The organism is Brevundimonas sp. Root608, assembly GCF_001427825.1.
Lineage (GTDB): Bacteria > Pseudomonadota > Alphaproteobacteria > Caulobacterales > Caulobacteraceae > Brevundimonas.
On record NZ_LMGT01000004.1, the window covers coordinates 269685 to 295742 of the forward strand.

Annotated in this window: 28 protein-coding genes, 2 tRNA genes and 1 pseudogene; 17 read left to right on the forward strand and 14 right to left on the reverse strand. The window is 68.4% G+C overall.

All coding sequences use genetic code 11. The annotated features are described in order from the left end of the window. Window positions 1-177: 177 nt before the first annotated feature. From lepB to ASD59_RS07675, 4 genes and pseudogenes are all read left to right on the forward strand, one after another. Window positions 178-909: pseudogene (gene lepB / locus ASD59_RS14765) on the forward strand (signal peptidase I); the annotation flags it as partial. Then, window positions 909-1637 (forward strand): ribonuclease III, encoded by a 729-nt coding sequence (rnc, locus tag ASD59_RS07665; protein WP_055830461.1) that lies wholly within the window; start codon window positions 909-911, stop codon window positions 1635-1637. The pseudogene lepB and the gene rnc, both read left to right, overlap by 1 nt. Beyond that, window positions 1634-2581 carry a GTPase Era gene (gene era, locus ASD59_RS07670; protein ID WP_055830463.1) on the forward strand — a complete coding sequence of 316 codons (948 nt, stop codon included), beginning with the start codon at window positions 1634-1636 and terminating at the stop codon, window positions 2579-2581. The genes rnc and era overlap by 4 nt, the downstream gene beginning before the upstream one ends. Before the next feature lie 47 nt (window positions 2582-2628). Continuing rightward, a complete protein-coding gene (locus ASD59_RS07675; protein WP_235561753.1) occupies window positions 2629-3816 on the forward strand; it encodes a serine hydrolase domain-containing protein in 1188 nt (395 codons plus the stop codon). 4 nt (window positions 3817-3820) lie between these two features. On the opposite strand, the gene ASD59_RS07680 is transcribed toward ASD59_RS07675, so the two are convergent. From ASD59_RS07680 to ASD59_RS07705, 6 genes are read right to left on the reverse strand one after another with little or no spacing between them, the layout of a single operon-like run. Beyond that, entirely contained in the window at window positions 3821-5335 is a 1515-nt protein-coding gene (locus ASD59_RS07680) for an acetyl-CoA hydrolase/transferase family protein (protein ID WP_055830467.1), read from the reverse strand. A 60-nt stretch (window positions 5336-5395) separates the two neighbouring features. Then, window positions 5396-6058 carry a dihydrofolate reductase family protein gene (locus ASD59_RS07685; RefSeq protein WP_055830706.1) on the reverse strand — a complete coding sequence of 221 codons (663 nt, stop codon included), beginning with the start codon at window positions 6056-6058 and terminating at the stop codon, window positions 5396-5398. Window positions 6059-6063: 5 nt separating this feature from the next. Next, on the reverse strand, window positions 6064-6507 hold the full coding sequence (locus ASD59_RS07690; RefSeq protein WP_055830469.1) for a VOC family protein: 444 nt from the start codon (window positions 6505-6507) through the stop codon (window positions 6064-6066). Between the two features lie 39 nt (window positions 6508-6546). Next, window positions 6547-7026, reverse strand: coding sequence for an SRPBCC family protein (locus ASD59_RS07695; protein ID WP_055830471.1), 480 nt, complete (start codon window positions 7024-7026; stop codon window positions 6547-6549). A gap of 40 nt (window positions 7027-7066) precedes the next feature. Then, window positions 7067-7570 (reverse strand): SRPBCC family protein, encoded by a 504-nt coding sequence (locus ASD59_RS07700; protein ID WP_055830474.1) that lies wholly within the window; start codon window positions 7568-7570, stop codon window positions 7067-7069. Then, complete coding sequence (locus tag ASD59_RS07705) at window positions 7554-7901, reverse strand: ArsR/SmtB family transcription factor (protein WP_055830476.1); 348 nt, start codon at window positions 7899-7901, stop codon at window positions 7554-7556. Before ASD59_RS07705 ends, ASD59_RS07700 begins: the two co-directional genes overlap by 17 nt. 129 nt (window positions 7902-8030) lie before the next feature. Between ASD59_RS07705 and ASD59_RS07710 the strand changes: the two genes are divergently transcribed. The 4 genes from ASD59_RS07710 to parC all read left to right on the forward strand — a co-directional run bounded on the left by ASD59_RS07710 (window position 8031) and on the right by parC (window position 13044). Beyond that, window positions 8031-8648 carry a flavodoxin family protein gene (locus tag ASD59_RS07710; RefSeq protein ID WP_055830478.1) on the forward strand — a complete coding sequence of 206 codons (618 nt, stop codon included), beginning with the start codon at window positions 8031-8033 and terminating at the stop codon, window positions 8646-8648. A 29-nt stretch (window positions 8649-8677) separates the two neighbouring features. Then, window positions 8678-9598: a nuclear transport factor 2 family protein gene (locus tag ASD59_RS13905; RefSeq protein ID WP_082560111.1), complete on the forward strand. Its 921-nt coding sequence runs from the start codon at window positions 8678-8680 to the stop codon at window positions 9596-9598. 473 nt (window positions 9599-10071) lie between these two features. Further along, window positions 10072-10803, forward strand: coding sequence for a DNA repair protein RecO (gene recO / locus ASD59_RS07720; RefSeq protein ID WP_055830480.1), 732 nt, complete (start codon window positions 10072-10074; stop codon window positions 10801-10803). Between the two features lie 39 nt (window positions 10804-10842). Further along, window positions 10843-13044, forward strand: a complete 2202-nt coding sequence (gene parC / locus ASD59_RS07725; protein WP_055830482.1) for a DNA topoisomerase IV subunit A — start codon at window positions 10843-10845, stop codon at window positions 13042-13044. Here parC and ASD59_RS07730 read toward each other — a convergent pair. Continuing rightward, a complete protein-coding gene (locus tag ASD59_RS07730) occupies window positions 13041-13487 on the reverse strand; it encodes a hypothetical protein (protein WP_055830483.1) in 447 nt (148 codons plus the stop codon). The two genes, parC and ASD59_RS07730, sit on opposite strands and share 4 nt — an antisense overlap. Window positions 13488-13630: 143 nt before the next feature. Here ASD59_RS07730 and ASD59_RS07735 point away from each other — a divergent pair, with 143 nt between their 5' ends. Next, on the forward strand, window positions 13631-14209 hold the full coding sequence (locus tag ASD59_RS07735) for a LemA family protein (RefSeq protein ID WP_055830486.1): 579 nt from the start codon (window positions 13631-13633) through the stop codon (window positions 14207-14209). A gap of 12 nt (window positions 14210-14221) precedes the next feature. After that, window positions 14222-15250 (forward strand): M48 family metallopeptidase, encoded by a 1029-nt coding sequence (locus tag ASD59_RS07740; protein WP_235561754.1) that lies wholly within the window; start codon window positions 14222-14224, stop codon window positions 15248-15250. Here the strand turns inward: ASD59_RS07740 and ASD59_RS07745 are convergent. Both ASD59_RS07745 and ASD59_RS07750 read right to left on the reverse strand, forming a co-directional pair. Then, window positions 15220-15981: an arginyltransferase gene (locus ASD59_RS07745; RefSeq protein WP_369816548.1), complete on the reverse strand. Its 762-nt coding sequence runs from the start codon at window positions 15979-15981 to the stop codon at window positions 15220-15222. The two genes, ASD59_RS07740 and ASD59_RS07745, sit on opposite strands and share 31 nt — an antisense overlap. Window positions 15982-16104: 123 nt before the next feature. Further along, entirely contained in the window at window positions 16105-17007 is a 903-nt protein-coding gene (locus ASD59_RS07750) for a flagellar motor protein MotB (protein WP_055830490.1), read from the reverse strand. A gap of 116 nt (window positions 17008-17123) precedes the next feature. Between ASD59_RS07750 and ASD59_RS07755 the strand changes: the two genes are divergently transcribed. Both ASD59_RS07755 and ASD59_RS07760 read left to right on the forward strand, forming a co-directional pair. Beyond that, window positions 17124-17621 (forward strand): flavin reductase family protein, encoded by a 498-nt coding sequence (locus tag ASD59_RS07755; protein ID WP_055830492.1) that lies wholly within the window; start codon window positions 17124-17126, stop codon window positions 17619-17621. Then, window positions 17618-18487 (forward strand): NAD(P)-dependent oxidoreductase, encoded by an 870-nt coding sequence (locus tag ASD59_RS07760; RefSeq protein ID WP_055830494.1) that lies wholly within the window; start codon window positions 17618-17620, stop codon window positions 18485-18487. The genes ASD59_RS07755 and ASD59_RS07760 overlap by 4 nt, the downstream gene beginning before the upstream one ends. A 64-nt stretch (window positions 18488-18551) precedes the next feature. On the opposite strand, the gene ASD59_RS07765 is transcribed toward ASD59_RS07760, so the two are convergent. Continuing rightward, a complete protein-coding gene (locus ASD59_RS07765; protein WP_055830711.1) occupies window positions 18552-19382 on the reverse strand; it encodes a trypsin-like serine peptidase in 831 nt (276 codons plus the stop codon). A gap of 86 nt (window positions 19383-19468) precedes the next feature. Between ASD59_RS07765 and ASD59_RS07770 the strand changes: the two genes are divergently transcribed. Further along, the gene (locus ASD59_RS07770; RefSeq protein ID WP_055830496.1) at window positions 19469-21646 is read left to right on the forward strand and encodes a S9 family peptidase; all 2178 of its coding nucleotides are present in this window, start codon (window positions 19469-19471) and stop codon (window positions 21644-21646) included. Between the two features lie 19 nt (window positions 21647-21665). Beyond that, window positions 21666-22223, forward strand: a complete 558-nt coding sequence (locus tag ASD59_RS07775; RefSeq protein WP_055830498.1) for a GNAT family N-acetyltransferase — start codon at window positions 21666-21668, stop codon at window positions 22221-22223. A 6-nt stretch (window positions 22224-22229) separates the two neighbouring features. Here ASD59_RS07775 and ASD59_RS14370 read toward each other — a convergent pair whose 3' ends face one another. Further along, the gene (locus tag ASD59_RS14370; RefSeq protein WP_235561755.1) at window positions 22230-22685 is read right to left on the reverse strand and encodes a response regulator; all 456 of its coding nucleotides are present in this window, start codon (window positions 22683-22685) and stop codon (window positions 22230-22232) included. 126 nt (window positions 22686-22811) lie between these two features. Here ASD59_RS14370 and ASD59_RS14375 point away from each other — a divergent pair, with 126 nt between their 5' ends. After that, window positions 22812-23414: a sensor histidine kinase gene (locus tag ASD59_RS14375; RefSeq protein WP_055830501.1), complete on the forward strand. Its 603-nt coding sequence runs from the start codon at window positions 22812-22814 to the stop codon at window positions 23412-23414. A 125-nt stretch (window positions 23415-23539) separates the two neighbouring features. Here the strand turns inward: ASD59_RS14375 and ASD59_RS07790 are convergent. Beyond that, window positions 23540-23613 (reverse strand) — tRNA-Gln (locus ASD59_RS07790). 156 nt (window positions 23614-23769) lie between these two features. On the opposite strand from ASD59_RS07790, the gene ASD59_RS07795 reads away from it, so the two are divergent. Beyond that, window positions 23770-23846 (forward strand) — tRNA-Pro (locus tag ASD59_RS07795). A 53-nt stretch (window positions 23847-23899) separates the two neighbouring features. Here ASD59_RS07795 and ilvC read toward each other — a convergent pair. Further along, on the reverse strand, window positions 23900-24916 hold the full coding sequence (gene ilvC / locus ASD59_RS07800) for a ketol-acid reductoisomerase (RefSeq protein WP_055830503.1): 1017 nt from the start codon (window positions 24914-24916) through the stop codon (window positions 23900-23902). Here ilvC and ASD59_RS07805 point away from each other — a divergent pair. Further along, complete coding sequence (locus ASD59_RS07805; protein ID WP_055830505.1) at window positions 24915-25466, forward strand: DUF924 family protein; 552 nt, start codon at window positions 24915-24917, stop codon at window positions 25464-25466. The genes ilvC and ASD59_RS07805 overlap by 2 nt on opposite strands. On the opposite strand, the gene ASD59_RS14225 is transcribed toward ASD59_RS07805, so the two are convergent. After that, entirely contained in the window at window positions 25363-25926 is a 564-nt protein-coding gene (locus ASD59_RS14225; protein WP_056615043.1) for a hypothetical protein, read from the reverse strand. The genes ASD59_RS07805 and ASD59_RS14225 overlap by 104 nt on opposite strands. Window positions 25927-26058: the final 132 nt, after the last annotated feature.

Sequence of the window (26058 nt, forward strand, 5' to 3'; positions counted from 1 at the left end):
GCGCATGACAGCCATGCCGCGCCCGTCGTCGCCGCTGCCGCCGGCGGCGCGGCTGTCGCCGCCGCGGCGGCTCCCAGGCCGGTATGGAGCGACGCCGGAGACGCGCCGTTCCAGGACGTCGACAGCACGCCGGTCTACGCCCGTGGCAAGGGCGCCGGGAAGAAGAAGTCCGGCGGCGGTTCCGGCAGCGAGAGCTTCGAGTTCATCAAGACGATCTTCTTCGCCCTGCTGATCGCCTTCGTCCTGCGCGTGGTCCTGTTCCAGCCCTTCACCATTCCGTCGGCCTCGATGGAGCCGAACCTTTACGAGGGCGACTACATCGTCGTGTCCAAATGGAGCTATGGCTATTCGAAACACTCGATCCCGTTCAGCCCGCCGATCTTCGACGGCCGCATCCTCGCCCGGTCGCCCGAGCGCGGCGACACCGTCGTGTTCAAACTGCCGCGCGACGACCGGACCGACTACATCAAGCGCCTGATCGGCCTGCCCGGCGACAGGATCCAGATGGTCGCCAACGTCCTGCACATCAACGGCCAGCCGGTCCGCGACGTCGTGGTCAGCGGCGCCGACGTGACCAATATGTACGGCATGCCCATCGTGCGCATGCGCGAGACCCTGCCGGGCGGCAAGACCATCACCATCCAGGACTTCGGCCCCGGCAACGATCTGGACGACACCCCGGTGTTCGAGGTTCCGGCCGGCCACTACTTCATGATGGGCGACAACCGCGACAACTCGATCGACAGCCGCGTCGAGCAGTCCCAGGGCGTCGGCCTGGTGCCGGAAGAGAACCTGATCGGCAAGGCCGAGATCATTCTGTTCTCGTGGTCGCCCGGCGCCTCGCTGTGGAACCCGGTCAGCTGGTTCTCGAAGATCCGCCCGAGCCGGTTCTTCACCGTCCTCGACTGATGGCGGCCAGATCCTCGGACCGACGGGCCGAGGCTGTCCGCGCGCTCACGCGCCGCCTGGGCCATGAGTTCAGGGACCCGGCGCTGCTGGACCTGGCCCTGACCCACGCCAGCGTGGGGGAGGGGGCCGAGCGCGACGCCCGGGGCCGACTGTTCGCCGACAACCAGCGGCTGGAGTTCCTCGGCGACCGGGTCCTCGGCCTGCTGGTCGCCGACCGGCTGATGCGCGACCATCCCGACGCCAACGAGGGCGAGATGTCCTCGCGCCTGCACGCCCTCGTCGACAAGGCGACCTGCGCCCGCGTGGCCGAGGCCGTGGGGGTGGGCGACGCCATGCGCCTGTCGCCCGGAGAGGCCAGACAGGGCGGCCGCCGCCGCGAGGGCATGCTGGGCGACGCCATGGAGGCCATCCTCGCCGCCGTCTGGTTCGACGGCGGCATCGACGCCGCCCGCGCGGTGTTCGACCGGACGTGGGCGGAGGAACTCTCCGCGCCGGCGCGCAAATCCCTGACCAACCCGAAATCGGCCCTGCAGGAGTGGGCCCTGGCCCACGCAAAGCCTTTGCCTGTCTACCGTATCGTCGACCGCAAGGGCTCGGATCACGCCCCGACCTTCACCGTCGAAGTCAGTGTGGCCGGACATCCGCCCTTGACCGCACAAGGCCGTTCGCGTCAGGACGCGGAGAAAGCGGCCGCCATCGGCCTGCTGCAGCGTGAAGGCGTGATTTGACCAACCCTGAAAACCAGAGTGCCGGCTTCGCCGCCATCATCGGCGCCCCGAACGCCGGGAAGTCCACGCTGGTCAATCGTCTGACGGGAACCAAGGTCTCGATCGTCACCCAGAAGGTCCAGACCACGCGCTTTCCCGTGCGCGGGATCGCCATCGAGGGCGACGCCCAGATCGTGCTGGTCGACACCCCCGGCATCTTCACCCCGCGCCGCCGCCTGGACCGCGCCATGGTCGCCTCGGCCTGGGGCGGCGCCTCGGACGCAGACGTGGTCGTGCACCTGATCGACGCGGCCTCGCACATCGCCGCCGAAGGCAAGGAAGGCCAGGCCGCCGACCGCCGCTCGGCCGAGGACACCGAAACCATCATCGCCAATCTCAAGGCGACCGGCACCAAGGTGATCCTGGCCCTGAACAAGATCGACGGCATGCGCCGCGACACCCTGCTGGCCCTGTCCCAGCGACTGTTCGAAACCGGCGTCTATTCCGAGGTCTATATGATCTCTGCGCTCAGCGGCGACGGCGTCGACGACCTGAAACAGCGTCTGGCCCGCGCCATGCCCAAGGGGCCGTGGCTCTATCCGGAGGATCAGTCGGCCGACGTGCCGATGCGCGTCCTGGCGGCCGAGATCACCCGCGAGAAGGTCTATCTGCGCGTCCATGAGGAACTGCCCTATTCGGCGGCCGTCGAGACCACCGCCTTTGAGGACAAGGCCGACGGTTCGGCCCGGATCGAACAGACCATCTATGTCGAGCGCGAGAGCCAGCGGCCCATCGTCCTGGGCAAGGGCGGCCAGACGCTGAAATGGATCGGCCAGAAGTCGCGTGAGGAACTCACCGAGCTGCTGGACCGTCCCGTCCACCTGTTCCTGACGGTCAAGGTCGACCCGAAATGGCAGGATTCCCGCGCTCTTTATGCCCAGTTCGGGCTGGATTTCGACGTCTAGCGACCGTGTTCAACGTACCCAGACACGCCGGGGGCCATCCCCGGCTCATGATCGCAATTTTCGCGGTCCTGCTGATCACCATCGCGGCCCTGGCCGCCTGGGCCAGCGCCCGGCCCGCGTCCGTCGCAGCGGCGGCTGAACCGCTGCCTCCGCGACCGCCGGTCGAGGTGGTCGAAACCCTGCCGGCCCTGAAGGCCCAGCTCGACCGCTGGGGCGCATCCGGGCAGTTCACCGGCGGCGTCCTCGTCGCCCGCGGCGATCAGGTGCTGTTCCGTCAGGTTCACGGCATGGCCGACCGCCGCGCGGGCGAGCCGCTGCAGCTGAACTCGCGCTTCCGCCTGGCCTCGGTCAGCAAGCAGTTCACCGCCGCCGCCATCCTCAGGCTGCAGGACGAGGGCGTGCTGTCGACCCATGACCCGGTGTGCCGGTGGATCCAGCCCTGCCGCCCGGCCTGGGAGCCTGTCCGCCTCTACCACCTGCTTGGGCACAGTTCCGGCATTCCGGATCTGATGGCGCGGCCGGCCTGGGGCGTGCGCCGTGTGACGCCCGCCACCATGGCGGAATTGACCGCCGAATCCATGCAGTACGGCCTTCAGTTCCCGCCCGGTACGAAGATTCGCTACAACAACGCCGCCTACAATCTGCTGGGCGCCGTGGTCGAGAAGGCCAGCGGGCAGCCGCTGCACGATTATCTCCGCACCGCCTTCTTCAAGCCGCTGGGCATGACCGACACGGGGTATGACGACGGCGCCTCGGACGTGGTCATGGGTTACGCCAACCTCGGCGGCGGCGGTCCGTCCGAACAGCCCGACGCCAATGTCAGCATCATCGTCGGGGCAGGGGCCCTGTATTCGACCCTCGACGACCTGCTGGTCTGGCAGCGGGCCCTGCATGGCGGCCATCTGCTGAGCCCCCGCAGCTATGCGATGATGATCGCCGACCACGCGCCGGACTCGACGCCGGCGGAACGCGGGCGGCCGCGCCGCGACTGGGGCTTCGGCCTGTTCACCAACAGCCTCGGGCGCCGCGTCAGCCCCGACTTCCTCGACCGTCAGATCTATCACACCGGCAGCTGGTCGGGATTCCGCAACCTGGTGACGTACCAGCCCGACGCGGAGGTGACGGTGATCGTCCTGTCCAACAACTATCACCAGCGCGACGCTGTCTTCCTGCTGTCGCAGCAAGGCGTGGCCGAGGCCCTGGGGCGGCCGGTCCCGACCTCCATGGCGCGCTGACCGGTCAGAACCGCATCGTTCCCGTCTCGACGAACCGCTGGTGCCAGGCCAGCGCCTCGTCCAGCAGGGTCGGCGACTGCAGGCCGTACGAACCCTTGAGGGCGCGGTCGTAATAGTCCTGCAGCTGGTCGCGGTAGTCGGGGTGGGCGCAGTTGGGGATGATCACCCGGGCCCGCTGCTTGGGCGACAGGCCGCGCAGGTCGGCCAGGCCCTGTTCGGTGACCAGCACCTGGACGTCCTGGGTGATGTGGTCGACGTGGCTGGCGTGGGGCACGATCGCCGAAATCCGGCCGCCCTTCGCCGTCGACGGCGTCATGAACACCGAGATGAAGGCGTTGCGGGCGAAGTCGCCCGAGCCGCCGATGCCGTTCTGGATGCGCGAGCCCATGATGTGGGTCGAGTTGACGTTGCCGTAGATGTCGGCCTCGATCAGGCCGTTCATGGCGATGCACCCCAGCCGGCGGATCAGTTCGGGGTGGTTCGATATCTCCTGCGGCCGCAGGATGATCCGGTCGTGGAACTCGGTCATCCGCGCGTTCAGGTCCGCCGCCGCGTCGGGGCTCAGCGAGAAGGCGGTGGCCGAGGCGACGCGCAGTTTTCCGCTGTCCAGCAGGTCGAGCATGCCGTCCTGGATGACCTCGGTGAAGGCCGTCAGGTTTTCGAACGGGGCGTCCACCAGCCCGGTCAGGACCGCATTGGCGATATTGCCCACCCCCGACTGCAACGGCAGCAGCGAAGCGGGCAGGCGGCCGACCTTCACCTCATGGGTGAGGAATTCCAGCAGGTGGCCGGCGATCGCTCTTGCCGCGTCGTTCGGCGGATCGAACGGCGCGTTGCGGTCGGGCGAATGGGTCTCGACCACGGCCACGACCTTGGCCGGATCGCAGCGGAAGGTCGGCTGTCCGATCCGGTCGTCGGACCGTATCAGCGGGATCGGCACCCGGTCGGGCGGCAGGGCGGTGCCGTAGTAGATGTCGTGCATCCCCTCCAGCGCCTCGTTCTGCCAGGAGTTGACCTCGAGGATCACCTGATCGGCCCGGTCGAGCCAGGTCTTGTTGTTGCCGACCGAGGATGAGGGAATCAGCGAACCGTCCTCCCGGATGCCCGACACCTCGATCACCGCCGTCTCCAGCGGCCCGAGGAAGCCCTGCCAGGCCATCGGCGCCACCTGGCTCAGGTGCATGTCGAGATATTCCATCTCGCCCCTGTTGATCTTCTCCCGCGCGATCGGATCGGAATTGTAGGGCAGGCGGAATTCGATGCCGTCCGCCTTGGCCAGGGCGCCGTCGAGCTCCGGCCCGGTCGAGGCGCCGGTCCAGACCCTGAGCCGGAACGGGTTACCCCGGGCGTGCTCGGCCTCGATGCGGGCGGCCAGCGCCGGAGCGATGACCTTGGGATAGCCCGAGCCGGTGAAGCCGCTCATCCCCACCGTGCTGTTGGGCGGGATCAGGGCGGCGGCGTCCTCCGCGCTCATGATCTTCGACTGCAGGGCGGCGGAGCGGATGCGTGAGGGGGCCATGGATCCGATCTAGGCGCCCGGACCCGCCGCGGCCAGCCCGGAAGACTGCGTAGGCCGCTGTCAGCCCTCCCGGGCCCAGCGCGCGCGGCGCTCCAGCTCGGCCGCGCTGGGATCGTCGTCGCCGAACGTACCCGTCCGCGGCGGCTGGTCGGTCCTCACCCAGGTGTTGGCGACGACCCCCGACCCCGACTGTCGCGTCTTCGTCAGCGTCCAGGCGCGGGGGCGGGCGCCGTCGTCGAACAGCCGCTTTCCCGCGCCCAGGATGACCGGGAAGGTCAGCAGGGTCAGCTGGTCGATCAGGTCGTGCGCCAGCAGGGTGTGGATGACCTCGCTCGACCCCTGGATCAGCAGGTCGCGCCCCCCGGTCGCCTTCAGCGCGCGCACCGCGGCGGCGAGGTCGCCGTCCAGTCGCTGACTGTGGGCCCAGTCCAGCGGCGTCTCCGGGCCGGCCGCGACGTATTTGTTCACGGCGTTGAACGTGCGGCCGATCTCGTCGTTCTGGTGCGGCCAGTAGGCGGCGAAGATCTCATAGGTCCGGCGGCCCAGCAGCAGGTCGTAGTCCTCGCCCATGGCCTCCTGCATCAGTCCGCCGGCCGTCTCGTCGAAGAACGGCCAGACCCAGCCGCCGAAGGCGAAGCCCCCGGTCGTGTCCTCGTCGGGTCCGCCGGGGCCCTGAATGACGCCGTCGAGGCTGACGAAGGTGGCGGTTCTGATCCTTCGCATGACGGTCATGCTCCCTGGGGCTTCCAGCCTTCCGCCGGCATGGTGTTGACCATCCACGGCACGCCGAACCGGTCGATCAGCCCGCCGTAGCCGGGCGACCAGAAGGTCTCTCCGAACGGCATGGTCGTCTTGCCGCCTTCGGCCAGGGCGTCATACCAGCGCCGGGCCTCGGCCACGTCCCCGGTGTGCAGGGTGACGTCGAAGCCGTTCTTCGGCTTGTCGACGTTCGGAGCCCAGTCGACATCCATGTCGGCGCCCATGATCGCCTGATCGCCGACCTCCAGCCAGCAATGCATCAGCCAGTCCCGGTACTGCGGTCCCACGGGCATGTCGGGCGGGCCTTCGCCATAGGGGTAGGCGGCGGTGATCCTGCCGCCCAGAACCCGGGCGTAGAACTCGAAGGCTTCCCGGCACTGGCCGCGGAAGCTGAGGCTGGTCACGATCTTCATGGTCGGTCCTCCCTTGAACGGTTGAAACAAACGCCGAGGCTACGAATCCTTGTCGCGGGCGAGGAAGGCCTCCAGCCGCTCGAAGGTGCTGGTCCAGCCGTGTCTGTGGCCGGTCAGGCTGGCCTCCGACTTCAGTCCCTCGTGGGTGAAGTCCATCAGCGTGCCGCCGCCCGGGGCGTCGCTGAGCCGGACCGTCACCAGGGTGTCGACCGGTGGGCCGTCCTCGTGCGACTCGTCCCACTTGAAGGTGAAGACCAGCCGCTCGTCGGGTACGATCTCGCGATAGATCCCGCCCTGCCACAGGTCCTGGCCGGTGTCCGGCGAACGCAGGCAGGCCCGCCATTCGCCGCCGACCCGAAGGTCCTGGGTGGCGCTGACCGCCGGCCACTCGACCGGACCCAGCCACAGCACCATGACCTCGGGGTTCGTCCACGCCCGCCACACCAGCGGCCGCGGCGCATCGAAGAAGCGCTGCATCTGCAGGGTCGGACGGGTCGCGGGGGCTTCGACAAAGGTCATCGGGCGGCTCTTCGGCGTGTCCGGTCGAGGGTCGGGCAGGTCAGTGGGTCTTCAGCAACTCGGCCAACTGGTCGGCGCAGGTCCCCCAGCCTTCGTGGAAGCCCATGGCCTCGTGCTGCTTCATCGTCTCGGCGTTCCAGTGGCGCGCCGTGGCGACATAGTCGGTCCGGCCGTCGTCCCGCGGCGTCAGTTCGACCGTGGCGACCATGAACGGCTGCCCGGCGGGCCGCCAGTCCGGCGTCAGGGCGTCGGTCGTGATCCAGCGCCGGTTCGGAATCGCCTCGAGGAAGACGCCGCTGTTGGGAAAGCGCTCGCCGTCGGGGCCGTGCATGATGAAGTTGAACACCCCGCCGGGCCGCGGGTCGAGTTGTACGTCCGAGATCGTCCAGGGCTTGGGCGCGAACCACTGCTGCAGCAGCTCGGGCGTCATCCACGCCTTCCAGATCTGCTCCGGCGTCGCGTCCAGCACCCGGCGCAGCACGAGGGCGTGCTCGTGGGCGACGCCGTCAGTGTGGCAGGGGTTGTCGTCAATTTCTTGGGCCATCGGGGTCTCCCTTCTGGATCTTCTTCAGATAGGCGTCGAGACGGTCGAAGCTGGCGTCCCAGTAGCGGCGGTAGTGTTCCAGCCACTCGGCGATGCCCTTCATTCCCATGGGTTCGAGGCGGGCGGGTCGCCACTGGGCCTCGCGACCGCGGCTGATCAGCCCCGCCTTCTCCAGCACCTTCAGGTGTTTCGACACCGCGGGCAGGCTCATGTCGAACGGCGCGGCCAGGTCGTTGACGCTGGCCTCGCCCTCGCACAGCCGCGCCAGGATGGCCCGACGGGTCGGGTCGGCCAGGGCAGCGAATTTGGCTGAGAGGGGATCGGTCTGCATCAGGGAACTTCGTGTGTAACTCACAGGTTAAATGCGCGCCGGTTCGGAGCTTGTCAACCCTTCAGTTAAATAAAGCGCCGGAACGTCCGGCCCGCCCGAGCGATTGGATCAGTCAGCCGGAGCAAGACCATGAAAGCCCTGATCCTGAACTGCACGCTGAAGCCGTCGCCCCAAACCTCCAGCACCGAGGCCCTGGCGAAGGTCGTCCTCGCCGAACTCGAAAAGGGCGGCGCCCAGGTCGAGATGATCCGCCTCGTCGACCTGAACCTCAAGCCCGGCGTGAAAACCGACGAAGGGGAGGGCGACGACTGGCCCGCCGTTCACGCGAAGATCATGGCCGCCAACATCGTCGTCTTCGCCACCCCGACCTGGCTGGGCCAGATGTCCAGCGTCTGCCTGCGCGCGCTCGAGCGGCTGGACGCCCTGTTCGGCGAGACCGACGACAGCGGTCGCCCGGTCGCCTTCGGCAAGGTCGCCGGCGTCGTCATCACGGGCAACGAGGACGGGGCCCACCACATCGTCGCCACCGTCTGCCAGGGCCTGATCGATATGGGCTTCACCATTCCGGCCCAGAGCTGGACTTACTGGCACCTGGGACCGGGGCCCGGACCGGACTATGTCGACACCGATCAGGGCCACGACTGGTCGGACCGCGTCGGCCGCAACGCCGCGCGCAATCTGCTGGCCCTGGCGAAAGTGCTGAAGCCCTCGACCTATCCGGTTCCCGAAAGCGGCGAGGACGCCTAGCGTAGGCGAAAGGCCGTCGGGAGGATTCCATGTCGCTGTTGCTCGCCGCCGTTGCGGCTCTGTCGCTGCAGTCCGCGCAGCAAGCGCAGGCCGCCGCCGCCCTGAGTGAGATGCACGCCGCCGCGGCGCGCTCCGACGGCCCGGCCTGGGCCGGCCGCCTCGCCCCCGGCCTCGTCTGGGTCGGCAACGAGACCTCGGAGCGCTGGGACCGCGACGCCTTCCTCGGCTTCGCCGCGCCGACGTTCGCGCGCGGCGAGGGCTGGGTCTATTCGGCGCGCGAGCGCCACGTGACCCTGGCCCCCGACCCCTGCGCCTGCGTCGCCTGGTTCGACGAGGTGCTGGACAGCGTCACCTACGGCACGGCGCGCGGTGAGGGCCTGCTGGTGCGCGAGGGCGACGACTGGCGGGTGCTTCGATACGCCCTCAGCTATCCGATCCCCAATGACCTCGCCAATGCGATGACGACCGAGATCAAGGCCTTCGAGGCCGCGACGCCCATCGTCGACGCCCCGGGCGAGGCCGCCGACACCCCTGAGGAACGGGCTGCGGCCCTGGTGCTTGACACCCTGCATCGCGAGGCCTCCGAAGCCGACGGGGCGGCCTATTTCGACCTGTTCACAGCCGACGCGACCTACATCGGCACCGACCTGACCGAGCGCTGGTCGATCGCCGAGTTCCGCGCCTACGCCGAACCCTATTTCAACCGCGGCCAGGGCTGGACCTATACGCCCCGGTCCCGGTCGCTGACCCTGGCCCCGCTGGATTGCCGCTGCGTGGTCTGGTTCGACGAAGCGCTCGACAGCGCCTCCTACGGCACCAGCCGGGGCACGGGTGTGCTCGTACGCGGCGACGACGGCCGCTGGCGCGTCGCCCTCTACGCCCTGACCTTCCCCATCCCGAACGCCCTGGCGCGGGATATGACGGCGCGCATTCGGGCGGCGGCCGAATAGGCATTTCCCTCCAAGACCGCGCGCCTGCCGGCGCCGAACCGTCCCTCCACCGGGTTCCGTCGAAAGGCAGTGGGAGAACGGTCTGGACCGGGTCGAGAGTCTCGTATGCTTCTCGAAAAAATGTACGCGGATCTCGGGCGGCCTGTCGGCCTGGCCGGCCCCGCGCGAAACCGGGCGCGCGAGGCGCGCGAGGCGCGCGAGGCGTGGAATAAATAATGTCAAAGACCCCGCCCTGTGGGCTTTGGAGGACTAGAACACAGGCCTGCGTCAGAGGCGGTCGCAGGGCTCCGGACGGGCCTCGAACGCGGTCCTTGCAGGGGCGAAAGTCGCCAATTCAGGGGCGAGAGTAGCGGGTTGGGAGGGGCGGGAGTCTCCATCCCGGCGGAGAGCGCAACGCCGCAGTCTGGTGGTGGGCGTCGCCCCTGAAACGGAACGTATGGCCAACTCCAGCCCGGACCTCTAACACCTGCGGCATGGATTTCACCGACCACGCCTTCGTCCTGTCCGCCCGCGCCCATGGCGACACCGGGGTGGTGGTGGAACTGCTGACCGAGGAACACGGCCGCCGCGCCGCCTACGTCGCCGGCGGGGCCTCCCGGCGGATGAAGCCCTTCCTGCAGGCGGGGGCGCGGGTGACCGTCGACTACAAGGCGCGGACCTCGGACCACCTCGGCTCGGCCCGGCTGGAGCCGGTGGGGGAGGGGCCCAGCGCCCTGTTCGACGATCCGCTGGCCCTGACCGGCCTCGCCGCCGCTGCGGCGGTGGCGCAAGGGTCATTGCCGGAGCGGGAGCCGCATCCGGGCGCCTTCCTGGCCTTCGAGGCGCTGATGTCGGCCTTCGCCCTGCCGGACGTCTGGCCCGCCATCTTCGTGCGCTTCGAGGCGGGGCTGCTGGAGGACCTCGGCTTCGGCCTGGACCTGAGCCGTTGCGCCGTCACCGGGACCATGGACGACCTGGTCTGGGTCAGCCCGCGCACCGGCCGCGCCGTCAGCGCCGACGCCGGCGCGCCCTATGCCGACAAGCTGCTGAGCCTGCCGCCCTTCATGTTGGGGGCCCAGGCGGGGCTGGGGGAGGGGGATGTCGGGGCCGGCCTCGATCTGACCGGCCATTTCCTCGAACAGTTTGTCTTCCACCCCCAGAACAGGCCCATTCCGTCCGCGCGGGTGTGGATGATCGACAAGCTGCGCGAGGCGGGCCGGCTTTAGGCGCTAGACTCGAGCCTCCAGACCGCCGATTCGGACCCCATGACCGTTCACACCCCGCCGCCGGAAGGCGGACGCATCGTAGACGAGCCGATGAGCGAGGCGCTGTCGCGCCGCTACCTGGCCTATGCGCTGTCGACCATCACCAACCGCGCCCTGCCGGACGTGCGCGACGGCTTCAAGCCGGTGCACCGGCGCATCATGTACGCCATGCACCAGATGCGACTGAACCCGCAGGCGGCGGCGCGCAAATGCGCCAAGGTCGTCGGCGAGGTCATGGGCGGCTATCACCCGCACGGCGACGCCTCGATCTATGACGCCCTGGTGCGCCTCGCCCAGGACTTCTCGCAGCGCTATCCGCTGGTCGACGGCCAGGGCAACTTCGGCAACATCGACGGCGATAACGCCGCGGCCATGCGCTACACCGAGTGCAAGCTGACGGCGGCAGCCGTCCTCCTCATGGAGGGCATCGACCAGGACTCGGTGGACTTCAAGGCCACCTATGACGATCAGGACGAAGAGCCGATCGTCCTGCCCGCCGGCTTCCCCAACCTGCTGGCCAACGGCTCGTCCGGCATCGCCGTGGGCATGGCCACCTCGATTCCGCCGCACAACGTCGGCGAATTGATCGACGCCTGCCACGTCCTGCTGGACCGTCCCGACGCCACGACCGAGGAACTGGCGACCATCGTTCCCGGTCCCGACTTCCCGACCGGCGGCGTCGCCGTCGAGGGCCACGCCTCCATCCTCGACGCCTATGAGACCGGCCGGGGCGGCGTTCGCCTGCGCGCCCGGTGGGAGACCGAGGACCTCGGCCGCGGCGTCTGGCGCATCATCGTCACCGAGATGCCCTACCAGGTGCAGAAGTCGAAGCTGATCGCCGACCTCGCCGATCTGATCGAGCACAAGAAGGCCCCGCTGCTCGGCGACGTGCGCGACGAGTCGGCCGAGGACATCCGGCTGGTCATCGAGCCGAAGAGCCGTACGGTCGAACCAGAAGTCCTCATGGAGAGCCTGTTCAAGCTCTCCGATCTCGAGGTCCGTTTCCCGATCAACATGAACGTGCTGGACGCCACCGGCACCCCGCGCGTCATGGGCCTGAAGGCCTGCCTCCAGGCCTTCCTCGATCACCGCCGCGACGTGCTGGTCCGGCGCGCCCACTGGCGCATCGAGCGGGTCGAGAAGCGGCTGCATCTGCTGGAAGGCCTGCGGATCGTCTTCCTCAACCTCGACGAGGTCATCCGCATCGTCCGCGAGGAGGAACAACCCAAGGCCGTCCTGATCGCCCGCTTCGGCCTGTCGGAACTCCAGGCCGACTTCATCCTCGACACCCGCCTGCGCCAGCTGGCGCGGATCGAGGAAATGACGATCGAGAACGAATACAAGGCGCTCGCCGACGAACTTGCCGCGCTGCAGTCGCTCTCGTCCTCGCCGGCCAAACAGTGGAAGCAGGTCGGCAAGGATCTGGAGGCCGTGCGCAAGGCTCTCGTGTCGCCGCGCCGCACCACCATCGCCGAAGCCGTGGACTCGTCCGCCTACGCCTCGGTGGAGGCCTTCATCCCGCGCGAGGCCATCACCGTCATCCTCTCCGAACGCGGCTGGATTCGCGCCGCCAAGGGCAAGGTCGAGGATCCGTCCGAGCTGAAGTTCAAGGAGGGGGACAGCCTCGCCTTCCTCGTCGCCGGCCATACGACCGACAAGCTGCTGGTGGCCGCCTCGGACGGCCGCATCTTCACCGTCGGCGCCGACAAGCTGGCCTCGGGCCGCGGCCACGGCGAGCCGCTGCGCCTGATGATCGACCTCGACGAGAAGGCCGAGATCGTGAACCTGCTGATGCACCAGCCCGGCGGGAAACTGCTGATCGCGTCCAAGGCCGGCTACGGCTTCATCGCCCCCGAGGACGAGCTGCTGGCCCAGAAGCGCGGCGGCAAACAGGTGCTGAACGGCGAGATGCGCGCCGCCCTGCGCGTCACGGGCGACCACGTCGCCGCCATCGGCGACAACATCAAGGCCCTGATCTTCCCCGTCGCCGAACTGCCCGAAATGGGCCGCGGCAAGGGGGTGAAGCTGCAGTCCTACAAACAGGGCGGCCTCGCCGACGTGGCGGTGTTCGACAGCGCCCTCGGCCCTGAATGGGTCGACGGCGGCGCCCGCCGCCGCAACTGGCCCGACTGGAAGGACTGGCTGGGCAAGCGGGCCGGGGCCGGGCGGCAGGGACCGCGCGGGCTCAGGAAATTCCGTTAGTCGAGCGGGGCCGGGATTCCGAATGCCCGGCTCAGCCTCACGCGCTGTTCCTCGCAGGCCGGGACCAGGGCGTACAAGGCCTGGAGCCCGGCGTTGAACCCGTTGATATCCTGCGCGAACAGCGCCTCGCGGGCCGGCCGGAAGGCCTCGCCCCGCACATCGCTGATTGCTTCTTCGGTCACCGGATCGGGGATCCGCAGCTGGGGGCCGAAGCGCTGGCTGTAGCGAACGAACTGCATCTCATGGCCCCGGTAGGTCGCGACGTCGGGATGGTGCTCGAACAGCTCCATCGACTTGCCCGTCGCGGCGGCGCCGTACACGCCGGCGCAGCGCACCGAGACATCGTAGTCCGCCTGGATCTCTTCGAGGAACCGCTCCTGACCCGCGGCGGCGCCCGGCAGGGCCAATGCCGTCAGGACGCCGGCCAGAACCAATATGCGCATGGGAGCCTCCAATCCGCCGCGACGATGAACGAACGCCGTTCTTCGTGCAAGGAGCCAATGGTGTCGGCGATTTCACTATCCGACCCCCGGTTGTCGCGCGATACTCGCGCCCTGGCCGACGCTCGGCCGTCCTGGAGACCGCAATGCTGACCACCCTGATCGTCATCGCCGTCATCGTCGCAGTGGTGCTGTTCGTCATCGTCGGCGCCTACAACAAGCTTGTCGCCCTGGACCAGCGGGCCGACCAGTCGTTCGCCGACATCGACGTGCAGCTCAAGCAGCGCCACGACCTGATCCCGAACCTCGTCGAGACCGTGAAGGGCTACGCCACCCACGAACGCGGCACCCTGGACGCCATCACCGCCGCCCGCGCGGCCGCCGCCGGCGCGACCTCGGTCAACGACAAGGTCGAGGCCGAGAACATGCTGACCGCCACGCTGGGCCGTCTGTTCGCCGTCGCCGAGGCCTATCCCGACCTCAAGGCCAACACCAACTTCCTCGAGCTCCAGCGCGAGCTGTCGGACATCGAGAACAAGCTGGCCGCCGCGCGCCGCTTCTTCAACAACGCCGTCAGCGAGTTCAACGCGGTGCGCCGCCAGTTCCCCACCGTGCTGTTCGCCGGCATGGTCGGCTTCGGCCACGACAAGCCCTTCTTCGACGTCGGCGAGGGCGACCGAGCGACGATGAACGCCGCGCCGCCCAAGGTCAGCTTCACGGCGTAGGGGATCGCATTGATGGCCGCCGTCGGGCTCCAGACCCACATCTGGGCGAACAACACCCGTTCGGTCCTCCTGCTGGCAGGCTTCCCGGTCCTGATGGTGGGCATCATCTACGGGGTGCAGCTCATCCTCATGGGCATGGGCTTCCTGCCCGGGACGGGCCGGGGACTGGGCGAGGACATGGCGCTCGCCGCGTCCTGGCTGGGCGGCACCATTCCCCTGGCCCTCACCGTGGCGGCCATCTGGTTCGCCATCGCCTATTTCGGCAACCAGGCCATGGTCGACGCCATGACCGGGGCTCGAAAGGTTGAGAGGCGGACTGAACCGGACCTCTACAACCTGCTGGAAAACCTCGCGATCTCGCGGGGCCTGCGCACCCCGACGCTGCGGCTCATCGAGACCGGCACCCTGAACGCCTTCGCCACCGGCCTGCACGAGGGCCGGTACAGCATCACGGTCACCCGGGGTCTCGTCGACACCCTGACCCGCGACGAGCTGGAGGCGGTGCTGGCCCATGAGCTGACCCACGTCATCAACAAGGACGTGCGGACCATGGTGATCGCCTCGATCTTCGCGGGCATCATCAGCGTCATCGCCGAACTGGTGTTCCGGGGTCTGATCCATTCACGCGGCGGCGGACGCCGGGACAACAAGAACGCCATGCCGCTGGTCCTGATCGGCCTGGCCTTCGCCGCCGTCGGCTTCGTTCTGGCCATCGTCATCCGGATGATGCTGTCGCGCTCGCGGGAGTATGTGGCTGACGCGGGTGCGGTCGAACTGACCAAGAATCCCGACGCCATGATCTCGGCGCTGCGCAAGGTCGAGGGCCGGTCGACGCTCAAGGGGCCGGACGAGCTCCAGCAGCTGTTTCTCGACAACCAGCCGAATGGCGTCGGCCTGGAAGGCCTGTTCGCCAGCCATCCCCCGATCCAGAAGCGGGTCGACGCCCTGGTCCAGTTCGGGGGAGGGGTGGATCCCGGTCCCTGGAGCGGCTTCGCGCCGGAGCCGCCCGACTACGAAACCTCGGTGCCCGCGGCGGGCTGATCTTCCATCCGCTCCCAGCCCAGCCGGGTCAGCTGTTCCATGGGCCGGAAGTCGGCCTTGTAGTCCATCTTGCGCGAGCCCCGGACCCAGTAGCCCAGGTAGACGAACGGCAGATTCACCGCCGTCGCCTGACGGACGTGGTCCAGGATGGCGAACCGGCCGAGACTGCGGGCCTCCATCGCCGGCTCGAAGAAGCTGTAGACCATCGACAGCCCGTCCCCGAGCAGGTCCGTCAGGCAGACCCCCACCAGATCGCCGGGTCCGCCGTCGGGCGACGGCAGGCGGTACTCGATCAGATGCGTCCGGACAGCCGTGTCCTCGACCATGGCCACATAGTCGAGCCAGCTCATGGCGCTCATGCCGCCGCCGGGATGGCGGCCGTTCAGGTACCGGCGCAGCAGATCGAACTGCTCGGTCGTGGCCTCCGCCTCGACCAGGTCGCGCGACAGGTCGGCGTTCCGCTTCAGCACCTTGCGCTGCGAGCGCGAGAAGGCGAACTCGGGCACCGGCAGCCGCACCGAGACACAGGCGTCGCAGGCCTCGCAGGCCGGGCGGTAGGCGATGTTCTGGCTGCGGCGGAACCCGGCCTGGGTCAGCTCGTCGTTGACGTGAGCCCCTTCGCTGAACGGCAGGTTGGCGAACACCTTCCGCTCGGTCTGCCCTGGCAGATAGGGGCAGGGGGCCACCGAGGTCATGTAGAAACGAAGCTGGCGCTGGGGAACAAAGGTCACGGCGCTACATCCGCATCCGATTTCGCCGACAGTGGGGCAGCCGTCTCGTCATCGGACGATTTGCGCCCGCGTCGCCCCGCGGGGCAAGCCCGTTCACCCCACACGCGCGTGCGGGGCGGCCCGTCACAGGCTGGTGTCCGTGGGCAGCACCGGCGCCTCGCGCAGCAGGACGATGGCGATGCGGCGGTTGCCGGCCAGGGTCGGATCGTCGGGATAGAGCGGGTCCGAACCCGCCTTGCCCGACACCTGGTAGACGCGGTCCGGATCGACGCCCGCGGCCTGCAGGATCAACCGCGAGGCGTTGGCCCGTGCGGAGGAGAGGGTCCAGTCGTTCGGACCCGTCGCGCGGCTTGACCCGGGCGCGGCCGAGGTGTGGCCCGTGACGGAAATGCGGTTGGGCAGCTGGGTGATGACCTTCGAAATGGTCCGCAGCAGCAGCTGGGCCCGCGGATTGGGCCGGGCCGAGTTCTGCTCGAACATCGACCGGCCTTCCTGATCGACCAGCTGGATGCGCAGGCCCTCGGGGGTCTGGTCGATGATCAGCTGTTTGGACAGTTCGGCCAGCTCCGGCATCGACTGCATGGCCTGACGCAACGATTCGGCGGCCGAGGAGAACTCCGCGGCTTCGCGCCGGGCGATCTCCTCGCGCAGGGCCGCCTCGCTGGCGGCGGCGAGGTTCTGGCTCTGGCCCGCTTCGGGCGGTGCGTCCGGCGGCGCCTCGGGCGCGAGTTCGCTGATCACCGACTGCGAGCCCGATCCCTTGGCCCCGTCGTCGCCAAGCGCCGTCCCGCCGAGGATGCCGCCCGAACCCGAGGTCGTTTGCGAGACGCTGGCCGGAGCAAAATATTCGGCGATGCCGCGCTTCTGTTCCGGGTCGGTCGTATTGATCAGCCACATCAGCAGGAAGAAGGCCATCATCGCCGTGACGAAGTCGGCATAGGCCACCTTCCACGCGCCGCCATGGTGGCCGCCGCCAATGACCTTCTTGACCTTCTTGATGAGGATCGGGCGATCGCTCATGGACATGGGACGCTGGCCTCGGCGGTGAACTCGGCCCGACGATGGACGCCTCAAGGTTAAGGCCGCGTTTCCCATACCGTCCGGTCTTGCTCCGGCGCCGGGCCTCGCCTAGTCGTCGCGGTGTGAGCACGCCCTCAGATCCCGCGTTCGACGTCCAGGCCTACCGCCGCGCGCTGGGCGGTTTCGCGACCGGCGTCTGCGTGGTGACCGCGCATACGGAGGAGGGGCCCTTCGGCATCACGATCAACTCCTTCACCTCGGTGTCGCTCAAACCGCCCCTGGTGCTGTGGTGCCTGGATCGGGCCTCGGACCGGCACAACGCCTTCGCCGCCGCGGACCGGTTCGCCGTTCACATGTTGCCGGCCGAGGACCGCGAGATGTCGGACCGGTTCGCCTGGGGCGTCTGCCGCCTGTCGTCGGACGAGTTCGACAGCTCCAGCGCCGAGCCTCCGCGGCTGAAGAACGCCCTGACGCGGCTGGACTGCGTCGCGACCGAGCGAATCGTCATGGGCGATCACCTGACCATCGTCGGGGCGGTGCAGGCCTTTGAAACCGCGCCCGGCGCCGCCCTTGTCTATTATCGCGGCCGCTACGGCGTCGCTCCGGAGCCTGAGGAATGAAGATCGGTTTCGCGGGCCTCGGCGTCATGGGTGGGCCGATGGCGCGTCATCTGGTTCATGCAGGACATGAAGTGTCCGGCTTCAACCGCACCCCCGACAAGGCGCGATCGTGGGCGCAAGCCAGCGGCGGCCGGTTCGCCGAGACGGTCGCCGGGGCGGCGGATGGCGCTGATCTGCTGATCCTGTGCGTCGGAAACGACGACGACGTGCGCCAAGTCGTGACCGAAGCGCTGCCGCACTTGAATACGGGTGCGATCATCGTCGATCACACAACAACCTCCGCGAAGGTCGCGCGCGAAATGTCGGCGCTGGCGGCCGCTCAGGGCCGGGCGTTCATCGACGCACCGGTCTCCGGCGGTCAGGCCGGGGCCGAGAACGGCCAGCTCAGCGTGATGGCCGGCGGCGATGCGGCCGCGCTGGCGAAGGTCGAACCCGCGATCATGGCCTATTCGAAGGCCGTCAAACACATGGGTCCGTCGGGCGCGGGCCAGCTGACCAAGATGGTCAACCAGATCGCGATCGCCGGCGTCGTCCAGGGTCTGGCCGAGGCCGTCCATTTCGCCGAGGTCACAGGCCTCGACACCGGCGCGGTCTATGACGCCATCTCGAAGGGCGCGGCCCAGTCCTGGCAGATGGACAACCGCTGGAAGACGATGGCCGAAGGCCGGTTCGACTTCGGTTTCGCCGTCGACTGGATGCGCAAGGATCTGGGCCTCGTGCTGGACGAGGCCCGCACCAATGGCGCTCATCTGGCGCTGACCGCGCTGGTGGACCAATTCTATTCCGAGGTGCAGTCCATGGGGGGCGCGCGATGGGACACGTCGAGCCTGGCGGCAAGACTGCAGGCGCGCGCCGATCGGGCCTGAGTATGCGCAACATTTCGTATAATATATCTTATGCGCATAACAAGCATGGCCCGGGGCGAGGTGTTCAAGGTCCTGCCGCCGCCCTCTCTCTTGCATCCAGCAGAGCGATCGCCTCCCGCACATAGTTGGCGTGGGCGACCAGACCGATGCCCAGCGGTTCGTCCGAGGGCCGCACCTCGGATGTCAGCACTCCGGCGATGAACGGATGATCGGGCTGGACGGTCCCCGGGAGTTTGCGCGCCGCTGGAGTCCAGAAGACTGGCCCGCCCGAATTTCCCGGAAAAACAGGAAAATCAAGAAGAAACACTGGAAAACTCTCAATCGGAGTCAATGGCCAAGACCCGACTCGCCCCACGCGCAGGATCGGAAACCCCGCCGTGTTCGACGCATAGCCGCGTGGAAAGCCCAAGGTGAACAGTTCATCGCCCGGCCCGACCTGCCACGCGTCCAATGTGTCCCGGTCGGCGAGCCAGGCCAGCGGAATGGCGGCGCGGGCGAAGACAGGCGGCGCGGACACCTCCATTACCGCTATGTCCCGGTCGGGGTGTCTGATCCAGACCGGCTCGCCTGCCGCGTCGCGAATGCGCAGCGGCTCGGGGGCGAAACGCCAGCCGCCGCCCGGAATCTCGACCCGCCAGCCGATCCGCGCCTCGGGCGAACTCATGCCCGACACCACGTGGTGGGCCGTCACCAGCACCGTCCGGGGCTCGCCGTCCGGGCGGGGTGCGTCGATCAGAAAGGCCGTGCCGACCCGGCGCGTGCCGTCGCCGTTCATCTGGTCGATCTGCACCGTGGCGCTGATCAGGCCGACGGTCAGATCCCAGTCCGGAAGGGACAGGCCGGCGGCGGGCGGCGGCTCCTGAACGGGTTCCGGGGGCGTCTGAAGGTCGAACATCATCCCCCATCGGGTCAGCGGCGTTTGTTCATTTGACGGCGGGACGCCGGCGCGCACAAGGTCCGCGTTCAATCGAGGGGCCATCCATGAACCGCCGCGACCTGCTCGCCACCTCCGCCGCCGCGCTGGCCGCGAGCGCCCTTCCCGTTTCAGCCCGCACGCCCGGAGCCCCGATGCCGCAGAATCGTCCCGTCCCCCCTGTCGCCAAAAAAATCCCGGTGACGATCGAACAGCTGGGGCGCGTGCGCACAGACGACTATCAGTGGATGAAGGACGACAACTGGCAGACCGTGCTGCGCGACCCGACCGTCATCAAGGCCGATGTGAAGGAGCATCTGCTGGCCGAGAACGCCTATCGCGAGGCGATGATGGCCTCGACCCTGCCCCTGCAGGCGGCGATGTTCGAGGAGATGAAGGGGCGGATCAAGGAGGCCGACAGCTCGGTCCCCTCGCCCGACGGCGCCTGGGAATACTTCATCGAGTACCGGACGGGCGATCAGCATCCCCGGTACATGCGCAAACCGCGCGCCGGGGGCGACGCGCAGATGCTGCTGGACGCCAACGCCCTGGCCGAGGGCAAGGCCTTCTCCAAGGTCTCGGCCGCCGATCACAGCCCGGACCACGCGCTGTTCGCCTACGCCGAGGATGCGCAGGGGTCGGAGGTTCACCACATCTACGTCAAGGACCTTGCGAGCGGCGCCGTGCTGCCGGATCCGATCGGTTCGGCGACCGGCGACTTCACCTTCTCGCCCGACAGCCAGTGGATATTCTGGACCAATCGGGACGACAACGGCCGGCCGGACAAGATCTTTCGCCGCCCGGTACGGGGCGGCGAAGCCAGCCTGGTCTATGAGGAAGCCGACGACGGCATGTTCATCAGCGTCAGCCGCACCGCCGACGACGCCTTCATCCTGATCTCCATCGCCAATCAGGAAACCGCGGAAGCCCGCGTCATCCCGGCCGCGACGCCGACCGCGACGCCGGTCCTGCTGGAGCCGCGCCACGTCGGTCGGCTGTACGAACCCGACCACTGGGGCGACCGCTGGGTCATCCGGACCAACGCCGACGACGCGATCGACTTCAAGATTGTCGAGGCGCCGACCGCGACGCCGGGCAAGGCGAACTGGATCGACCTGGTCGCCCATGCGCCGGGCCGGTTCATCGAGGGCGTGGCTCTGGTCAAGGACTTCATCGGCCGCCAGGAACGCGCCGATGCCAATACCAAGATCGTCATCCGCGACCGATCGGGGGTCGAGCACGAGATCGCCGTGGACGAGCCCGCCTACTCCCTGTCGCTGGGCGGGGCGTCGGAGTTCGACACCACGATCATGCGCTACGGCTACAATTCGCCGTCCACGCCGACCTCGACCTATGACTACGATCTGGCGACGCGCGCGCGGACCCTGCGCAAGGTGCAGGAGGTTCCGTCGGGGCACGATCCGGCCGACTATGTGGTCGAGCGGCTGAACGCCCCTGCCCCCGACGGAGAACTGGTGCCGGTGACTGTGCTGCGCCGCAAGTCGACGCCGGTCGACGGTTCGGCGCCGGTGCTGCTGTACGGCTACGGCTCCTACGGCTCCCCGATTCCGGCCAGTTTCTCGACCAACCGGCTGTCGCTGGTGGATCGGGGCTGGATCTATGCCATCGCCCACGTCCGCGGCGGCTCCGACAAGGGCTGGAACTGGTTCCTCAGCGCGCGCCGGATGACCAAGAAGAACACCTTCACCGACTTCATCGCCGCGGCCGAACACCTGATCTCTCGCAGCTACGCCCGGGCTGGAAACATCGTCGCCGAGGGCCGGTCGGCGGGCGGCATGCTGATGGGGGCGGTCAACAACATGCGGCCCGACCTCTGGGCGGGGGTGATCGGGGGCGTGCCCTTCGTGGACGTGATCAACACCATGAGCGACACCAGCCTGCCGCTGACGCCGCCGGAGTGGCCCGAATGGGGCAATCCGATCGAGGATCCCGAAGCCTACGACTATATGATGAGCTACAGCCCCTATGACCAGGTCGGGCCGCGCGCCTATCCGGCCGTGCTGGCCACGGGCGGCCTGTCGGACCCGCGCGTGACCTACTGGGAACCCGAGAAATGGGTCGCCAAGCTCCGGCCCGCGACGACCTCGGGCAAGCCGATCCTGCTGAAGATCAACATGGAGGCGGGCCACGCGGGGTCCTCCGGCCGGTTCGACTATCTGAAGGAGGTCGCGCACGACTACGCCTTCGCGGTGTGGGCGATCGAAAAGGGTTGGGAGCGGGCCTGATCCGACCGCGAAATCGACCATGACGCCCCTCCTCCGCGACGCAAGCGAAGGCGACCTTGCGGCCATCACCGCCCTGTACGGCCGTGAGGTGCAGGGCGGCACGGCGACCTTCGAGACGACGCCGCCGACTCTTGAGGAGATGGCTGGCCGGTTCGCGGCGGTGAAGCGCCACGGCTTGCCATGGCTGGTCGCCGAGGTTGACGGCCGGTTCGCCGGCTACGCCTACGCCTCGCCCTTCCGACCCCGGCCGGCCTATCGCTATGGCGTCGAAGGTTCGATCTATGTGGAGGAGGATGCGCGCGGCTGCGGCGTGGGCCGGGCGCTGCTGGTCGGCCTGGTCGAGCGGGCGCGGGCGATGGGCCTGCGGCACCTCATCGGCGCAATCAGCGACAGCGACACCAGCGCCGTCTCGATCGCCCTGCACCGGTCGCTGGGCTTCCGCGAGGCGGGCGTCTATCGCCAGGTCGGCTGGAAGTTCGACCGCTGGCTGGACGTCACCCTGATGCAGCTCGACATGGCTCCCGACGGCGCCCCGCCGCGGGCGCCCGGTCTGAACCTGGGCGGGGGCCTCGCCTGAGGGCTTTCAGTGCGGCGCGATGTCGGCCGGCGGCGTGGTCAGCCAGGGCGCCAGGCGGAATCGGCGCGGCGTCTCGCCCAGGGTCCGGTGCTGGATGAACTGCCGGGCGAAGACGACCACCGCCTGGATGGTGGCTTCGTCGAACGGCTTGGACACGGCGCCAAGGGCGCCGGCGAACCCCTCGGGAATCTGTTCGGGGTTGGCAGTCAGGAAGACGACGGCGCAGCCGAATTCGCTGACCATCCGCTGGGCGATCTGCGGGCCGGTCATACCGTCCAGCAGGTTGACGTCGATCAGGGCCAGGTCGGGGCGTTCACGCTCTGCGATGGCGAAGGCGCTGGCCTTGTCCATAGCGCAGCCAACGACGTCGCAGCCGGTCTCCCCGAGCACAAGCTCCAACTCCATGGCGAGCAGGGCCTGGTCTTCGACGATCATGACCCGAAGGTCGGGTGGATTCGACAAGCAGCACCCCCAACGCGCACCGACTCGTACACGATTTGTGTCGGGTAGCGGACAGTCCAACGCGCCATTGGATATTTGGTTCGGCTCAGCTAAGAAAAACCGGAGTTTTGAGCGTCTGGGGGCGAAATGGCCGCGATTGCCGAGGATCGCCTCGTCGAGCTTCAAGGCCGCCTGCTGGGCGGTTATCAACTGCTGCAAACCCTGGTAGGCATCCGTCTGCGCAGCGTCACCGATCCCGAGAGCGTGCGGCATCTGTCCTGGCTCAGCGACGTCACCGCCGCGATGGAGCTGATCGGTCGGCGGATGACGGCGAAGGGTTCGCTGGACTTCGCCGGCTATCTCGACGACGTCGCCGCCTTCTGGAGCCGGGCCTGCGAGGGCCGGCCAGTGCGGATCGACGTCCGCGGCCAGTCGACGCTCCTGCCTGACAGCCATCTGCTGCCGCTGGCCATCATCACCCACGAACTGATCTCCAACGCCTGCCGTCACGCCTTTCCGGACGACCGGCGCGGGTTGATCGCGGTCGCCTTCTCGCGCGCCGTGAGCGGGGTCAGCCTGGTCGTGCGCGATTCGGGAATCGGCGCCGGGGCGCTGACGCCGGGCGAAGGCCTGTCGCTGGTCCAGGGACTGGTCGAACACCTCGGCGGATCGATGAACATCGAAACCGCGCCGGGCGCGGGCGTGGGCGTGCGCATCCGCCTGCCGCTCCAGACGACCGGGACGCACTAGCCGGCGGTCCGGCTGAAACCTGCAGTGCGAAGCGTCCATGAGGCCTCAACCGATCCCTCGGCGAGCCTCGCATGCGCCTGCGTCAGTTTCGGACGCAGGCCTCGAGCGATGTCAGGGAAGGCGGATGGCTGGGGAACTAGGACTCGAACCTAGAATGACGGTACCAAAAACCGGAGTGTTACCATTACACCATTCCCCAGCAGGTCCGGCGCATCCGGGGCCGAAGCGCCGGAAGGCGGTCGAGATACGCGAAGGCCGCGAGCGATGCAAGAACCGGTTTCGAGACTATTTTCACCGACCGCGAAACGATGCTTGCGGGGGTGAAAGCCCGTGGCTATAAGCCCCCTCCTCAAGTCGGAGTGTGGCTCAGCCTGGTAGAGCACTGCGTTCGGGACGCAGGGGTCGGAGGTTCGAATCCTCTCACTCCGACCATCTTTCTCCGGAAAGAAGAGAGACAGCCCTTCGGGGCCCCGAGGTTCCCCGCCTCAATCCCCCGCCCTCGCCGCCACCGCATTCAGACGCGCGCCCACGGCCTCGATGGTGCGCTCGCCCAGCGCCTTGCGGCGGGCCAGCAGGTCGGGCGAGCCGGCGTCATAGTCGGCCATCAGCCGTTTGACGAACGAGCCGTCGCGGACCTCGGCCAGGACCATGTCCATGGCGGCGCGAGACGGTTCGCCGATGATGCGCGGCCCCGTCAGATAGGCCCCGTACTCCGCCGTGTTGGAGATCTTGGCGAAGGCGCCGGCGATGCCGCGCTCGAACATCAGATCGGTGACCAGCTTGACCTCGTAGAAACATTCGAACCACGCCACCTCGGGCGGATAACCCGCAGCAACCAGCTTCATGAAGGCTGCGTCGATCAGTTCGCCGACCCCGCCGCACAGCACCACCTGCTCGCCGAACAGGTCGCTTTCGCATTCGGCGGCGAAGGTGGTTTCAAGGATGCCCTTGCGGCCGCAGCCCAGCGCCGCCGCATAGGACAGGCCGAGGGCATGGGCGCCGCCGGTGGCGTCCTGATGCACGCCGAACAGGGCGAAGACCCCCTGCCCTTCGACATAGAGGTCGCGGATGCGCGGCCCGATGCCCTTGGGCGACGCCAGGATGACGTCCAGATCGGCGCGTGGCTGGACCAGGCCGAACCGCACCGACAGGCCGTGGGCGAAGACCAGGGCTGCGCCCGGTTTCATCGCCGGGGCCAGTTCGTCAGCCCACAGGTCGCGATGGGCCTCGTCCGAGACCATGACGGCGACCACGTCGGCGGAGGCGGCGGCCTCGCCGGCGGTCAGGACCGGGAAGCCGTCCCCGGCGGCCTTTTCGCGAGTCGCCGAGCCCGCCTTGAGGCCGACGACGATGTCGCTGACGCCGGAGTCGCGCAGGTTGAGGGCATGGGTGCGGCCCTGGCTGCCATAGCCGATCACGGCCACGCGCCTGCCGCGGATGATCGACAGATCGCAGTCGCGGTCATGGAAGACGGGGAGTGGCGTGCTTAGGTGTTCAGACATGAGCACAGACATAACGCCTTCCGAGGTCGTCGCCTTCTGGAAAGAGGCCGGGCCGAAAAAGTGGTTCGCCAAGGATGACGCCTTCGACGCGGAATTCCGCCGCCGTTTCCACGACGCCCACGTCGCCGCCGCCCGGCGCGAACTGGATCACTGGGCCGGGACGGCGGAGGGCGCACTGGCGCTGCTGATCCTGCTGGACCAGTTCCCGCGCAACAGCTTTCGCAACACCGGCCACGCCTTCGCGACCGATCCGCTGGCGCGGATGTTCGCTGATCGGGCGCTGGCGGCCGGGCATGACCTTGCGATCGAGGGCGATATCCGCCGGTTCTTCTATCTGCCGCTGCAGCATTCGGAGGTTGCGGCCGATCAGGCGCGGCAACTCGAGCTGTTCCAGACCCGGATGGCGCGCGCCCCGGACGACCGCTGGGCCGAGCACCATCACGACGTCATCGCCCGCTTCGGCCGCTTTCCGCATCGCAACCGGGCGCTCGGGCGGGAGACCACGCCGGAGGAGCAGGCGTTTCTGGATCAGGACGGGTTCCGGGGCTGACGACAGACTCCGCACCGGAAAAAACACCGTCCAACCCGTCCAGCTCGTCCAACTCATCGTTCCTGCGTTCCGCGCGCAGGGCGGCGTCCTCGGCGGCGGACTGCTCATGGAGGCGGAGGTGGATGCGCAGCCAGGTGGCGGCCTCGGTCGCGCGGCCGTTGACGATGGCCTCGCGCAGATGGATGGCCGCCATCTCGGCCAGATCGAAATAGCCGGCCTCATCGAGGTCGCCGTCCACCTCGATGGGGGCCGCCGGGCTCGGCGCCGGCTGGTCGATCCGGCGCCAGCCGCCGGAGGCGGCGCGACCGCGGAAGGTGGCGAGGCCGAGGCCGTAGCGGGCGCAGACGTCCGGGCCGCTGTGGCCGGCGAGATAGTCGCGGCGGGCGAGGTCCCAGGTCTCCGGCGGGTGAATGCGGAGGCCGGCCCGCGGCGGCGGTTCGGTGTCAGTCAGGTCGGTCATGGGGTCCTCCCGGTCAAGGGACTCCATTGTGGGCGCGCGGCTTCCTGCGGCGGGTTCGTGACGCTCTTGGCGGGACGATGTCGTGGAAAAACAGCGAGTTGGCCGCGCGAATTAGGATGGCTGGCGACGGAA

What these genes read in the sequence shown, in the direction of transcription:
- ASD59_RS07690 (WP_055830469.1), bottom strand. Translation starts at nt 6,507, where the DNA reads ATGAAGATCGTGACCAGCCTCAGCTTCCGCGGCCAGTGCCGGGAAGCC.
- rnc (WP_055830461.1), top strand. Translation starts at nt 909, where the DNA reads ATGGCGGCCAGATCCTCGGACCGACGGGCCGAGGCTGTCCGCGCGCTC.
- ASD59_RS07735 (WP_055830486.1), top strand. Translation starts at nt 13,631, where the DNA reads ATGCTGACCACCCTGATCGTCATCGCCGTCATCGTCGCAGTGGTGCTG.
- ASD59_RS13905 (WP_082560111.1), top strand. Translation starts at nt 8,678, where the DNA reads ATGTCGCTGTTGCTCGCCGCCGTTGCGGCTCTGTCGCTGCAGTCCGCG.
- ASD59_RS07705 (WP_055830476.1), bottom strand. Translation starts at nt 7,901, where the DNA reads ATGCAGACCGATCCCCTCTCAGCCAAATTCGCTGCCCTGGCCGACCCG.
- ASD59_RS14225 (WP_056615043.1), bottom strand. Translation starts at nt 25,926, where the DNA reads ATGACCGACCTGACTGACACCGAACCGCCGCCGCGGGCCGGCCTCCGC.
- ASD59_RS07730 (WP_055830483.1), bottom strand. Translation starts at nt 13,487, where the DNA reads ATGCGCATATTGGTTCTGGCCGGCGTCCTGACGGCATTGGCCCTGCCG.
- recO (WP_055830480.1), top strand. Translation starts at nt 10,072, where the DNA reads ATGGATTTCACCGACCACGCCTTCGTCCTGTCCGCCCGCGCCCATGGC.
- ilvC (WP_055830503.1), bottom strand. Translation starts at nt 24,916, where the DNA reads ATGTCTGAACACCTAAGCACGCCACTCCCCGTCTTCCATGACCGCGAC.
- ASD59_RS07710 (WP_055830478.1), top strand. Translation starts at nt 8,031, where the DNA reads ATGAAAGCCCTGATCCTGAACTGCACGCTGAAGCCGTCGCCCCAAACC.
- ASD59_RS07750 (WP_055830490.1), bottom strand. Translation starts at nt 17,007, where the DNA reads ATGTCCATGAGCGATCGCCCGATCCTCATCAAGAAGGTCAAGAAGGTC.
- ASD59_RS07695 (WP_055830471.1), bottom strand. Translation starts at nt 7,026, where the DNA reads ATGACCTTTGTCGAAGCCCCCGCGACCCGTCCGACCCTGCAGATGCAG.
- ASD59_RS14375 (WP_055830501.1), top strand. Translation starts at nt 22,812, where the DNA reads ATGGCCGCGATTGCCGAGGATCGCCTCGTCGAGCTTCAAGGCCGCCTG.
- ASD59_RS07675 (WP_235561753.1), top strand. Translation starts at nt 2,629, where the DNA reads ATGATCGCAATTTTCGCGGTCCTGCTGATCACCATCGCGGCCCTGGCC.
- ASD59_RS07680 (WP_055830467.1), bottom strand. Translation starts at nt 5,335, where the DNA reads ATGGCCCCCTCACGCATCCGCTCCGCCGCCCTGCAGTCGAAGATCATG.
- parC (WP_055830482.1), top strand. Translation starts at nt 10,843, where the DNA reads ATGACCGTTCACACCCCGCCGCCGGAAGGCGGACGCATCGTAGACGAG.
- ASD59_RS07740 (WP_235561754.1), top strand. Translation starts at nt 14,222, where the DNA reads ATGGCCGCCGTCGGGCTCCAGACCCACATCTGGGCGAACAACACCCGT.
- ASD59_RS07770 (WP_055830496.1), top strand. Translation starts at nt 19,469, where the DNA reads ATGAACCGCCGCGACCTGCTCGCCACCTCCGCCGCCGCGCTGGCCGCG.
- ASD59_RS07760 (WP_055830494.1), top strand. Translation starts at nt 17,618, where the DNA reads ATGAAGATCGGTTTCGCGGGCCTCGGCGTCATGGGTGGGCCGATGGCG.
- ASD59_RS07775 (WP_055830498.1), top strand. Translation starts at nt 21,666, where the DNA reads ATGACGCCCCTCCTCCGCGACGCAAGCGAAGGCGACCTTGCGGCCATC.
- ASD59_RS07765 (WP_055830711.1), bottom strand. Translation starts at nt 19,382, where the DNA reads ATGTTCGACCTTCAGACGCCCCCGGAACCCGTTCAGGAGCCGCCGCCC.
- ASD59_RS07700 (WP_055830474.1), bottom strand. Translation starts at nt 7,570, where the DNA reads ATGGCCCAAGAAATTGACGACAACCCCTGCCACACTGACGGCGTCGCC.
- ASD59_RS07685 (WP_055830706.1), bottom strand. Translation starts at nt 6,058, where the DNA reads ATGCGAAGGATCAGAACCGCCACCTTCGTCAGCCTCGACGGCGTCATT.
- ASD59_RS07805 (WP_055830505.1), top strand. Translation starts at nt 24,915, where the DNA reads ATGAGCACAGACATAACGCCTTCCGAGGTCGTCGCCTTCTGGAAAGAG.